The following is an 11,597-nucleotide window of genomic DNA, read 5'->3' on the forward strand; positions in this document are numbered from 1 at the left end:
ATAGGGGCAGGAACATGCTTTTTGGACTCGATGGCGTCGAAATCGGCCTGATCATCGTCTTTCTCTGCCTCTTCGGAGGCATTCTCTCGGGCTTTCCGGTGGCGTTTGCCATTGGCGGCGCAGGCATCATCTCGTTCGGGATCATCGCCGCGCTCGACAGCGCCGGGCTTCTTATTCACCAGGCAATCGACACCGGGTCGGCGGCCTATGCACAGCTGATCTCGGACGGGGTCAAGGCGGACGTGATATCGGTTTTCCGATACCCTGATCTGCCACGGATCGAAGAACCGGTCTTCCCCAAGGGCTGGGAAGTGGCGATGGACCGCAACGTGTCGTTCATCGTGAACCGGATCAACGAACGCGTGCTGGCGGGCCAGTCGATCGAAACCCTGCTGGCGGTTCTGATGTTCGTCCTGATGGGCATCACGCTGGAACGCTCGAAGATCGCCAACGACCTTCTGACCACCATGGCGCGGGTCTTTGGACCGCTGCCGGGCGGTCTGGCCGTGTCGGTTGTCGTCGTGGGCGCCTTCCTTGCCGCCTCGACCGGGATCGTGGGAGCGACCGTGGTGACCATGGGTCTTCTCAGCCTGCCAACCATGCTGCGCAACAACTATTCGCCGGAACTGGCGACCGGTGTGATCGCGGCCTCGGGCACGCTGGGGCAGATCATTCCGCCCTCGATCGTGATCGTTCTTCTGGGCACGCTGGCGGGCGACCTTTACTCGGCCGCACAAGAGGCGCGCGCCCAGACCGCGGGCTGTACCGATGCGCTGACCTATCTCGGCGAACCGGCGGTTGTCTCGGTGGGCACGCTGTTCCAGGCGGCCCTTGTGCCGGGCGTCATGCTGGCGCTGCTCTATGCGCTTTATGCCTTCGGCTATGCGCTGGTGAACCCGTCGAAAGCCCCGGCTGTCGAACTGGGTGGGACAAGCAATGAACCCGTGACCAAGTCCGAAGCCTTCACCTGGCTGCTGGGCGTTCCGGTGGCACTGATTGCCGGTGCCATGCTTCTGGCGCAGGTTGGCGTGATCGGCTCGCAATCGCTGCAGGTCGACAGCTTCACCGATATCGGCGAGGCCGCATCGCTGCGCACCAATGTCTCGGACGAGTGCAAGGCCTCGATGATCGAGCTTCACGGCCAGTCGGCCTGGGACACGGCGGTCGCAGAGGCCGCGGCGATCGACGCCGCCGGTGGCGTGCAGCAATCCGAACGGCTGAGCCCGGAACAGATTGCCGAGAAACGCGCCGAGAAGGAAGCCAACGCTGCCCCGATCGGCACCGGCATCACCATCCTGATGGTGGCGGCGGCGCTGATGCTGGCGATGGCGCGCGGCGTGAAGCCCTCGGGTGACGTGCGTCCGCTGTTGATCGGTGCGGTTGGGATCGTGCTGGTCCTGATGGCCGATGTGCTGCTGATCGCACCGTCGACCAGTTCTGGCGTGTCGGTGGTGATCTGGCTCATTCCCTTTGCCATCACGCTTTACGGATGTACCCGTGCCGCCGGCTACCTGGCCGAGAACGAACTGATCCGCGTGGTCTTCCCGCCGCTGGTTCTGATTGTTGCGGTACTGGGCTCGATCCTGGGCGGGATCACCAACCCGACGCCTGCCGCCGCGCTGGGTGCGGCAGGGGCGATCATGCTGGCGGCCTACCGCCGCCTGCGCGACGAGGACCGCTCACCCAAGGTTGTGATCTTCTCGACCCTGGCGGTGATCCTCTGCATCCTGATCGGGGTGAACTTCGACCTGCGCATCAACAATACCGAAGGTGTCAGCGTCGAAAGCTGGATCGCGTTCCTGTTTGCCTATGCCGCCTATCTCTATGCCGCCTTCGGCCTGTTGTTCAGCTGCTATGTCCTGTTCAAGGCGGGCATCCTGACGCCGGTGGTGCGCGAGACGGCCAAGGTGACGTCCATGGTCTTCACCATCCTGATCGGTTCGCAGCTGCTCAATCTGGTGGTCATCTCGTTTGGCGGGGAACACTATATCCAGCAGTTCCTGAAGTCCTTCGACAACGAGCTGACGGTCTTCCTGATCGTGATGCTGGTGCTGTTCGTGCTGGGCTTCGTGCTGGACTTCCTCGAGATCATCTACATCGTGATCCCCATCGTCGGGCCGGTCATCTATGGCGGCACCTTCGATCCGAAATGGGTGACGATCATGATCGCGGTGAACCTGCAGACCTCGTTCCTGACACCGCCCTTCGGCTTCGCGCTGTTCTACCTGCGCGGCGTGGCCCCGAAAGAGGTAACGACAGGCCATATCTATCGCGGGGTCGCACCCTTCGTGCTGATCCAGGTGGTGGGGCTTGCGATCCTGTGGTTCTTCCCGGCGATCGTGACGATCCTGCCGGACCTCATCCCGAACTGATCCACCCACTCACGGGATAATATGAAAAGCGGGGGCCTTTTGGCCCCCGCTTTGCCTTTGGCAAGGGTATTTGGCACCAGTAAACAGCAGGGTTGGCGCGTGCGGGTGGGCACGGCGCGGCGGACCATTTTGATCTGGGGGGCGCGCTAGTCGTCGCTGCGATGCGGGACCGAGAGATCAGGCAGCGAGATATTGGCCACCTGTTCGGCAATCGGTGCGGTTGACAGCGGGTGCAGCTGGGCATCGAACTGATGGGTGTCCCCAAGTTCCTGCCATCTGCCATCGGCAAAGACCTCAAGCCCCGAGAACCGCGCCTTGTAGCCCATCTTGGCGCTGCCCGGCACCCAGTAGCCAAGGTAGACATAGGGCAGGCCCGCCTCGCGCGCGATGGCGATATGGTCGAGGATCAGATAGGTGCCAAGCGACTGCCGGGGCAGATCGGGGCGGAAGAAGGAATAGACCATGCTCAGCCCGTCCGACAGGACATCGGTCAGGCTGACCCCGATCAGTTCGTGGCTCTCGGTGTCGGTATATTCGATCACCCGGCTGCGGATCGGGGTTTCCTCGATCATCGCGGCAAATTCGAACACGTCCATGTCCGCCATGCCGCCATCGGCGTGGCGATGGTCTAGGTAGTCGCGGAACAATTCGTACTGGTCTTCCGTCGCCCAGGGCGAGGACGCCTTGCGCGCAACATGGGCGTTGCGGCGCAGGATACGTTTCTGGCTTTTGGTCGCAGTGAATTTCGACACGTCGATCCGGGCCGACAGACAGGCTGAGCATTCGGCGCAGGTGGGGCGATACAGCACGTTCTGCGAACGACGGAACCCCTGTTGCGACAGCGCGTCGTTCAGCACCGTTGCCCCGTCGCCCTGCAGGGCGGTAAACAGTTTCCGCTCCATCCTGCCGTCCAGGTAGGGGCAGGGCTGCGGGGCCGTCACATAGAACTGGGGCGCAAGGGGCAGGCTGTGGCGCATGGCACTCCGGGCTTTGTCGCAAAAGCGACGATAACAACCCCGCTTTCCCGCGCCAAGCCCCTAATCAGCGTCAGAATCTTGCGGTCCTGTTGATCGCCACGCTGCCCATGACATGATCGGTCAGGCCCTGACCGCGCGCCGAGGTCAGCATCAGGATGACCGAGATCACCTGCAGGATCGGGATCGAGATCGAGACCGAATAGCCCAGCGTGTGCAGGAAGGCCGAACTCAGGTCGAACCGGTCACCGAACTGGGTGCGGAACTCGATTGACACCAGCCGCATCCCCCATGTCGCCGAGCCGCTGGCCATCGTGACCACGCGGTAAATGAAGCCCACCACGAGGACCAGCAAGGGAAAGAAAAACAGCCCCGTAAAGGCGGTGAACGGTACGATCAGCGCACAGATCGCAACGATCACCACCATGTCGATGATCCAGGCAATCAACCGTTTGGTCGGCACATCTGCATAGAACTCGGGCTGGGTGGCAGGGTCGGGAAGTCGGAAATCGGTCTGGGTCATGTCATCGGCTGGCAAATGGGAAATACAGATCCCCGCCGCAGCGGGGACCGTGGGTTTTCTTGTTCCGGCGCGTCAGGCGTCTTCGCGCGCGTCCTCGGCTGCGTCTGCCTTGCGGGCGCGTTCATCCATGAACTCGTCGAACTCGGCCTTGTCCTTGGCCTCGCGCAGGCGCTGCAGGAAGTCCTCGAAGCTTTTCTGTTCTTCTTCAAGGCGGCGCAGGGTCTCGTCGCGATAGGCGTCAAAGGCGGTGTTGCCGGTGGGGGTCATCACGTGCATCCGGCGCGAGGCACGGGCGCAGGACCGGTTTTTCTTGAACATATCCTTGCTCCAGATCATGTAAAACAACAGTGCCAGGCCGACGGGCCAGAAGAAGACGAAGCCAAGGACCATGGCCGCGATCCACGCGCCTTTGCCCTTGCTGTCAAGCCAGGCTTCGGCCTTGCCCAGCCAACTCAGGTTGGCGGTATGAGGCGTAGCAGTAGCAACAGGTGTCATTTGGGTCTCCGATGTTGGCGTCAATGTGAATGTCTTTCACATTACCAAGATCGGCATCACGGCGGCGCATTGCAAGGGGCAATGTGAATGTTTTTTACATTTCTTGATTTATGACGTGAAATCAGCCTGTTGCGCCCCGGTCAGCCGCGGCAGATCATGTGGGTTCAGCGGAAAAACGTGATGTGGCGTGCCCGCCGCCGCCCAGACCGTATCGAATTCCAGAAGACGCGGATCAAGAAAGGCGCGGATCGGGTTCAGATGGCCGATGGGGGCGACGCCGCCGATGGCAAACCCGGTCTGGGCGCGGATCAGCGCGGCATCGGCCTTGCCCAGCGGCTCGCCCGCGACGGCGCTGGCCTTTTTGTCATCCACCCGGTTGCCGCCGGCGGTCAGGAACAGGATGGCTCGGCCCGAGGTCGCACCGCGAAAGATGATCGACTTGGCAATCTGGTCGAGGTGACAGCCGACGCTGTCAGCGGCCATCTGCGCGGTGCGGGCCGCGCCGGTCTCGCGGATATCGGGTGCAATCCCCGCCGCTTCCAGCGCCGCGCGCACCCGTTTCATGCTTTTCGACATTCCGACCCCTCGCTCTTGCCCGGCTGACACTAGCGGCGGGGCAAAGGCGGTTCAATCCGCCGCTTCTTTCTTGCCCAAATACTCATTTTCCACCCCTTCCGCCCCGCGCTTGCGGTTGACGCCGTCGCGCCCTTTGGCAATGTCGGCATATGAGTTTCGCAAACCGCATCACCCGCCTGCCCATCGCCTTTGACCCCGAACGCGCCGCCGATACAGTGGCCAATGCGCCGGGGTTTGACGGCGATCTTGCCGCGCTTCTGGCGGGCACGGGCGGGTGCAGCCCCTATCTGAAGACCCTGATCGAAAAGGAACGCGACTGGCTTCCCGCCGCCTTCGACGATCCAGAGGCGGCGCTTCTGGCCGAATATGCCGCCCTGCGCGACACCGCGCCCGACAAGCTGCCCGTGGCGCTGCGCGTGGCCAAGCGGCGCGTGGCGCTGACCACGGCGCTGGCGGATATCGCCGGGGTCTGGTCGCTGGAAGAAGTGACAGGCCAACTGACCGATTTCGCCGATCTCGCCAGCCAGCTTGCGTTGCAGGTCACCATCGGGACCGAGATCAGGCGCGGCAAGCTGCCCGGCGCGACCGAGGATGACATTGTGACCGCAGGTGGCATGGTCTCGATCGCCATGGGCAAGATGGGCGCGCATGAGCTGAACTATTCCTCGGATATCGACCTCATTTGCCTCTTTGACGAAAGCCGCTTTGACGCCGCCGATTACCACGACGCCCGAGCCAGTTTCGTGCGTGCCACGCGGCGCATGGCGGCGATGCTGAGTGACCTCACCGGTGAGGGCTATGTCTTTCGCACCGACCTGCGCCTGCGCCCCGACCCGGCTGTCACGCCGGTCTGCATGGCGATGGAAGCTGCCGAACGCTATTACGAAAGCCTTGGCCGCACGTGGGAACGCGCCGCTTACATCAAGGCGCGGCCCTCGGCCGGTGATCTGGCGGCGGGCGAGAAATTCCTCAAGGCGCTGACGCCCTTCGTCTGGCGCAAGCACCTGGATTTCGCCGCCATCCAGGACGCCCATGACATGCGGCTGCGCATCCGCGAGCACAAGGGGCTGGGCGGGCCGATCACGCTGGAAGGTCACAACATGAAGCTGGGGCGCGGCGGCATCCGCGAGATCGAGTTCTTTACCCAGACCCGCCAGATCATCGCCGGGGGCAGGGACCCCGACCTGCGCGACCGCCGCACGGTGCCCGCGCTGGGTCTGCTGGCACAAAAAGGCTGGGTGCCCGAGGCGGCGGCGCAGGTTCTGGGCGATCACTACCGCGCCCACCGCGAGGTGGAACACCGCATCCAGATGATCAACGACGCCCAGACCCACGACCTGCCGAAATCACCCGAGGGCATCGCCCGCATCGCCTGTCTGATGGGGCTGGACGAGGCCACCTTCCGGCGCGACGTCGCCGCCCGCCTGACCGAAGTGCATGAGGTGACCGAGGGCTTCTTTGCCCCCGACGCGGCCCAGCCCATGGACGCCCATGCCTTTGACGAGGATATTCTGGCTCGCTGGCTGACCTATCCGGCGCTGCGCTCGGAACGGGCGGTCGAGATTTTCAAACGGCTCAGGCCCGAGTTGCTGAAGCGGCTGGCCCGCACCGCGCGCCCCGATGAGGCGCTTCTGGCGCTCGACGGGTTCCTTGCAGGGCTGCCCGCCGGGGTGCAGCTGTTTTCTCTGTTCGAGGCAAATGCCCAGCTTGTCGATCTTCTGGTTGATATCGTCGGCACCGCGCCGGGGCTGGCGCGGTATCTGTCGCGCAACTCGGCGGTGTTCGATGCGGTGATCGGCGGCGGTTTCTTTGCCGACTGGCCGGGGGCGGTTGCGCTGCAATCGGCGCTGACTGCGGTTCTCGACGCCGAGGAAGACTATGAACGCAAGCTCGACGCCGCCCGCCGCTGGGTCAAGGAATGGCATTTCCGGGTGGGTGTGCATCACCTGCGCGGGCTGATCCCGGCGGATGAGGCCGGGCAGCAATATGCCGACCTTGCCAGTGCCGCCGTTGCCGCGCTTCTGCCCGTTGTGACCGACAATTTCGCCATCAAACACGGCCCCCCGCCGGGACGCGGCGCGATGGTGCTTGGCATGGGATCGCTGGGGGCGGAACGGCTGACGGCGGGGTCGGACCTTGACCTGATCGTGATCTATGACGCCGCCGGGGTCGAGGCGTCCGAGGGCCGCCGCCCGCTGGCCTCGCGCGCCTATTACGCGCGGCTGACCCAGGCCATGGTCACCGCGATTTCCGCCCCGATGAGCCAGGGACGGCTTTACGAGATCGACATGCGGCTCAGGCCGTCTGGCACGCAAGGCCCGGTCGCCACTTCGCTGACATCGTTCCGTGACTATCAGCAGAACAAGGCCTGGACATGGGAACATCTGGCCCTAACCCGCGCCCGCGCGGTGGCTGGCCCCGCCGATCTGACGGATGAGATCGAGACCTTCCGGCAGGAGGTTCTGGCCATGCCGCGGGACGAGGCCGCGATCCGTGCCGATGTCGCCGAGATGCGCGACCGTATCGCCGCCGCGAAGACCCCTAAATCCATCTGGGACGCCAAGATCGGTCCCGGTCGGATGCAGGATATCGAACTCTTGTCCCAGGCCGCCGCGCTTCTGGCCCATTCGCCGTCGCGCAGCGTGGTTGACGGGCTGCGTTCCGGCGTCGCCATCGGCTGGCTCACCCCACAGGAAGGCACGGCGCTTGAGGCCGCCTATGATCTTTTCTGGCGGGTGCGCATGTCGGAAAAACTGCTGGGAGAGCAGGATCTGGCGCCGCAAACACTGGGCGTGGGCGGGCGTGCCTTCCTGCTGCGCGAAACCGGGGCCGAAACCGTCGAGGCGCTGGCAAATGACCTGCGCGGCAGGGCGACCGAGGCGGATGCCATCGTAACCGCGGCCCTGAACCGCAAGATCGGAGACGTTGCATGACACACCGCGATGCCGACCCCAAGGGGCTGATCCGCGAATCCTATCGTATCGACGGGATCACGCTGGGCGAATGCCGGTCGATCTTCCTTGATTGGGCACTCAGCCTTGCGGACAACACCGACCAGAAGGCGGCGCTGACGGCGCTGCTGGACACCTATGGCCCCGGCAACCCGGACCATCCGATGACCGGCGTGATGCAAGAAGGGCTGGTGTCGATCGGCACCCCGCGCCGCCGGGGGGGATGGCGCACACGCGCCCGCAACTGACCGGAAAATCGCGGAAAACAAGGGAATTTGTCGCCGTATCGCCGACAAGACTCCCTCAAATCGCGCCGCATTTGACGCAATCCTGCCTCAATTTCGGATCAAATTGTTCCTGCACCCAAGGGGAAATTGTGCCCAAGGAGAATGGAATATGAAACGGTTTGGACTTCTTGCGATGGTGATGATGGGCCTGAGTGTCTCGGCCTGTGCCACCGTGGAAACCGCAACGCGGAACGCCCCGCTTGAGACCCTGCCGACCGAGATGGCCGCGCCCGCGCCGTCGTTCAAGATGGCAAGCTTTGACGTCAACGTGCCCACCACGTTGAAGGTCAGCGAGGCCAACAGCTATCGGCCCGCTGCCGACATCGTCTGGCGCGGTGACCCGATTGGCAACCGCTATGAACAGGTCGCGGCGATCTTTGACGACGCCATCGAACTGGGGGCAGGCGACCTGAAGGGCGCCCTTCCCGTGAAGGTCGAGATCGAGGTCAAGCGCTTCCACGCCCTGACCGAAAAGACCCGCTATACCATTGGCGGCATCCATGCGATCACCTTCGTCATGACGATCCGCGACCCGCAGACCGGTGCCGTGATCCGTGGCCCGCGTGAAATCGTGGCCGATCTTGATGGCTATGGCGGCTCCAAGGCGCTTCAGGCCGAGGCCCGTGGCCTGACCCAGAAATACCGCATCACCCAGCATCTGGCCCGCGTGATCCAGGACGAGATGACGAAGCCCCAGGGATTTGTCGCGCCGCGGGGCGGTGTGACCAAGCGGATCGATCCGCTGTCGCCGGTCAAGCCGATCTGATCCAGCCGATCTGATCTTTTCAGACCGCATCGAAACGCGTAAGGGGACGACATGATGTCGTCCCCTTTGCCTGTTATCCGCCTGAAACCGAAATCCAAGCCGCAGGCGATCCGCCACGGCTTTCCCTGGGTTTTCGACAATGAAATCGTCACCGACCGCCGCACCAAGGGCCTGACGCCCGGTGCGCTTGCGATCCTTGAGGATGCCGAGCGCCGCCCGCTGGCGCTGGTGACCGTCAATCCCCAAAGCCGCATCTTTGCCCGCGTGCTGGACCGCGACACCGACGCGCAGGTCGACGCCGACTGGCTGTTTGCGCGGCTGTCGCGCGCCGCCGCGATGCGTGACCGCATTTATGACGCGCCCTTCTATCGCCTTGTTCACGCTGAGGCGGACGGGCTGCCCGGTGTCATCATCGACCGGTTTGGTGACGTGGTGGTCCTGCAACCCAACGCGGCCTGGGCCGACACCCATCTTGAGATGCTGACCCCGGCGCTGTTGCGTCTTGAGGGCGTCACGACTGTCTACAAGAACGGCTCTGGCCGGGCGCGGGGGCTGGAAGGGCTGAACGAGGAAAGCACGGTTCTGGCCGGAGCCCTGCCTGACGGCCCCATCCCGGTTGTGATGAACGGTGCCACCTACATGGCCGATATTTCCGGGGGGCAGAAGACGGGGCTGTTCTTTGACCAGCGCCCGAACCACGGTTTCGCCGCCGGTCTCTGCCGGGATGCGCGGGTTCTGGACGTGTTTTCCCATGTCGGAGGCTTCTCGCTTGCCGCGCTTGCGGGCGGGGCGGCCAGCGCGGTGGCGGTCGACGGCTCGGCCCCGGCGCTGGATCTGGCAGAGCAGGGCGCGGCGGCGTCGGGCTTTGCCGACCGGTTCGCCACCCGCAAGGGTGATGCGTTCGAAGTCCTGCAGGCGCTTCAGGATGAAGGTGCCGAGTTTGACGTGGTGATCTGCGACCCGCCCGCCTTCGCACCGTCAAAACCGGCGCTGGAAAAAGGTCTGCGCGCTTATGAGCGCGTCGCACGCATGGCCGCGCCGCTGGTGGCCGAGGGCGGCTATCTGGGCCTCTGCTCGTGTAGCCATGCCGCCGACCTCACCTCGTTCCGCAACGCCTCGGCGCGCGGGATCGGGCGGGCCGGGCGGCGGCCGCAGCTGATCCACACCGGCTTTGCCGGGCCGGACCACCCGCAACTGCCGCAGCTGGCGGAATCGGGCTATCTCAAGGCGCTGTTTTTCCGGCTGTGAAGCTTTTGCTGGATACCTGCGTCCTGTTCCCGACAGTGATGCGCGAGATGCTTCTGGGCACCGCTGCCACGGGCGCCTTCACACCGCTCTGGTCGGCCCGCATCCTTGAGGAATGGGCGCGGGCGGCGGCCAAGCTGGGACCGGGCGGAGAGGCACAGGCCCGGGGCGAGATCGCGCTGGTGCGGGCCGCGTGGCCGGGGGCTGAAATCACATGGAAACCCTCGCTTGAGGCGCGGCTGTGGCTGCCCGATCCGGCTGACCTGCATGTGCTGGCAGCGGCGATTGCCGGGTCCGCTGACCGCATCGTGACCCTGAACGCCAAGGATTTTCCGCGCAACATCCTCGGCGAAGAGGGGCTGGACCGGATCGACCCGGACAGCTTGCTGCGCGGGATTTGGGAAGAGGATCCGCAGGGCGTTGCAGCGGTTGCCGACGCGGTCTGGCACGAGGCCGAACGCCTGTCAGGTCAGGACTGGCCCATGCGCAAGCTTATGAAAAAGGCGCGTCTGCCGAAGTTGGGCAAGGCGCTGGCAGGGGCATAGGGGCGCTGCCCCTCACATCGAAAACAAACAGTTTTCGATGCTCACCCCGAGGTATTTCAGGCAAGAGGAAAGTCAGGCCGGGTCAGGCCTTGGTGACGCCCCAGTCGGTTTCCAGCTTCTCGATGGCGGCGATCCGGTCGGCGGTCTTGGGGTGGGACAGGAACCAGGCGGGCATCGCGCCCCGGTTGCCGTCGGTCAGGCTTTCCAGCTTGCTAAACAGCGATTTCTGCGGCCCGGTGCCGATCCCGGCCTTGGTCAGGAGCGCGGCGGCATAGGCGTCGGCCTCGTATTCGTCGCCGCGTGACAGCCGCGCCGCCAGAAGCGTGGTCAGCGTTCCGGCGATCAGCACGCCAAACCCCGGCAGAAAGCGGTTCAGCACCATGGCCACGGCGGTGCGCAGCGCGTTCTGGCCCGAAAAGTCGATCATCCGACGGCGCGAATGGCCAAGCGCGACATGGCCCAGCTCATGTGCGATCACGCTGGCCAGCTCGTCCGAGGTGACCTCTCCGGCGCGGTAGCGGTCGTAAAAGCCGCGCGTGATGAAGATGCGCCCATCCGGGGCGGCAAGGCCGTTGATCGGCGCGATCTCGTAGATATGCACCCGGATGCGCGGCAGGTCGAGCGCCCGCGCCATGCTGCGGATATGGGTGACGAGCAGCGGATCGACCAGTTCAGTGGATTTCGCGTCCAGCTCTTTTGCCGTGCGCCAGGCCGACATGCGGTACATGGCGATACCGTAAAGCAGGGCAAGAAGGATGGGCATGAAGCGCAGCATGGTCAAGATATGGTCCGGCGACGCGCGAAGGGCAAGCCCGCTCGCGGCGGTGTGTTGCCGGGGTGCGGGCGCATCCCCGGCGCCGGAT

Annotated in this window: 11 protein-coding genes; 6 read left to right on the top strand and 5 right to left on the bottom strand. The window is 64.4% G+C overall.

Features of this window, described 5'->3' with window-relative positions; translation table 11 throughout:
- The first annotated feature begins 14 nt into the window (after nt 1–14).
- Nucleotides 15–2,372, top strand: coding sequence for a TRAP transporter large permease (locus JQ863_RS09450; protein WP_204114029.1), 2,358 nt, complete (start codon nt 15–17; stop codon nt 2,370–2,372).
- Between the two features lie 146 nt (nt 2,373–2,518).
- On the opposite strand, the gene JQ863_RS09455 is transcribed toward JQ863_RS09450, so the two are convergent.
- From JQ863_RS09455 to JQ863_RS09470, 4 genes are all read right to left on the bottom strand, one after another.
- Nucleotides 2,519–3,349, bottom strand: a complete 831-nt coding sequence (locus JQ863_RS09455) for an arginyltransferase (protein WP_204114030.1) — start codon at nt 3,347–3,349, stop codon at nt 2,519–2,521.
- Between the two features lie 70 nt (nt 3,350–3,419).
- Nucleotides 3,420–3,869: an RDD family protein gene (locus JQ863_RS09460; protein WP_204114031.1), complete on the bottom strand. Its 450-nt coding sequence runs from the start codon at nt 3,867–3,869 to the stop codon at nt 3,420–3,422.
- 72 nt (nt 3,870–3,941) lie between these two features.
- Nucleotides 3,942–4,364, bottom strand: coding sequence for a DUF2852 domain-containing protein (locus tag JQ863_RS09465; protein WP_204114032.1), 423 nt, complete (start codon nt 4,362–4,364; stop codon nt 3,942–3,944).
- Between the two features lie 108 nt (nt 4,365–4,472).
- Entirely contained in the window at nt 4,473–4,940 is a 468-nt protein-coding gene (locus JQ863_RS09470) for a YbaK/EbsC family protein (protein ID WP_204114033.1), read from the bottom strand.
- A gap of 149 nt (nt 4,941–5,089) precedes the next feature.
- Between JQ863_RS09470 and JQ863_RS09475 the strand changes: the two genes are divergently transcribed.
- From JQ863_RS09475 to JQ863_RS09495, 5 genes are all read left to right on the top strand, one after another.
- Nucleotides 5,090–7,873, top strand: a complete 2,784-nt coding sequence (locus JQ863_RS09475) for a [protein-PII] uridylyltransferase family protein (protein ID WP_204114034.1) — start codon at nt 5,090–5,092, stop codon at nt 7,871–7,873.
- Entirely contained in the window at nt 7,870–8,139 is a 270-nt protein-coding gene (locus JQ863_RS09480) for a hypothetical protein (RefSeq protein WP_204114035.1), read from the top strand. The genes JQ863_RS09475 and JQ863_RS09480 overlap by 4 nt, the downstream gene beginning before the upstream one ends.
- 148 nt (nt 8,140–8,287) lie before the next feature.
- A complete protein-coding gene (locus JQ863_RS09485) occupies nt 8,288–8,944 on the top strand; it encodes a DUF6778 family protein (RefSeq protein WP_204114036.1) in 657 nt (218 codons plus the stop codon).
- A gap of 51 nt (nt 8,945–8,995) precedes the next feature.
- Nucleotides 8,996–10,192, top strand: coding sequence for an RSP_2647 family RNA methyltransferase (locus JQ863_RS09490; RefSeq protein WP_420826271.1), 1,197 nt, complete (start codon nt 8,996–8,998; stop codon nt 10,190–10,192).
- Complete coding sequence (locus JQ863_RS09495; RefSeq protein WP_204114037.1) at nt 10,189–10,734, top strand: RSP_2648 family PIN domain-containing protein; 546 nt, start codon at nt 10,189–10,191, stop codon at nt 10,732–10,734. The genes JQ863_RS09490 and JQ863_RS09495 overlap by 4 nt, the downstream gene beginning before the upstream one ends.
- A gap of 82 nt (nt 10,735–10,816) precedes the next feature.
- Here JQ863_RS09495 and JQ863_RS09500 read toward each other — a convergent pair whose 3' ends face one another.
- Entirely contained in the window at nt 10,817–11,509 is a 693-nt protein-coding gene (locus JQ863_RS09500) for a M48 family metalloprotease (RefSeq protein WP_204114038.1), read from the bottom strand.
- Nucleotides 11,510–11,597: the final 88 nt, after the last annotated feature.

This window comes from Shimia biformata (assembly GCF_016888515.1).
In the GTDB taxonomy this organism is placed as follows: domain Bacteria; phylum Pseudomonadota; class Alphaproteobacteria; order Rhodobacterales; family Rhodobacteraceae; genus Shimia_A; species Shimia_A biformata.

Excerpts from the sequence above, each read along its gene's own strand:
- JQ863_RS09450 (WP_204114029.1), top strand. The coding sequence starts at position 15 with ATGCTTTTTGGACTCGATGGCGTCGAAATCGGCCTGATCATCGTCTTT.
- JQ863_RS09455 (WP_204114030.1), bottom strand. The coding sequence starts at position 3,349 with ATGCGCCACAGCCTGCCCCTTGCGCCCCAGTTCTATGTGACGGCCCCG.
- JQ863_RS09460 (WP_204114031.1), bottom strand. The coding sequence starts at position 3,869 with ATGACCCAGACCGATTTCCGACTTCCCGACCCTGCCACCCAGCCCGAG.
- JQ863_RS09465 (WP_204114032.1), bottom strand. The coding sequence starts at position 4,364 with ATGACACCTGTTGCTACTGCTACGCCTCATACCGCCAACCTGAGTTGG.
- JQ863_RS09470 (WP_204114033.1), bottom strand. The coding sequence starts at position 4,940 with ATGTCGAAAAGCATGAAACGGGTGCGCGCGGCGCTGGAAGCGGCGGGG.
- JQ863_RS09475 (WP_204114034.1), top strand. The coding sequence starts at position 5,090 with ATGAGTTTCGCAAACCGCATCACCCGCCTGCCCATCGCCTTTGACCCC.
- JQ863_RS09480 (WP_204114035.1), top strand. The coding sequence starts at position 7,870 with ATGACACACCGCGATGCCGACCCCAAGGGGCTGATCCGCGAATCCTAT.
- JQ863_RS09485 (WP_204114036.1), top strand. The coding sequence starts at position 8,288 with ATGAAACGGTTTGGACTTCTTGCGATGGTGATGATGGGCCTGAGTGTC.
- JQ863_RS09490 (WP_420826271.1), top strand. The coding sequence starts at position 8,996 with ATGATGTCGTCCCCTTTGCCTGTTATCCGCCTGAAACCGAAATCCAAG.
- JQ863_RS09500 (WP_204114038.1), bottom strand. The coding sequence starts at position 11,509 with ATGCTGCGCTTCATGCCCATCCTTCTTGCCCTGCTTTACGGTATCGCC.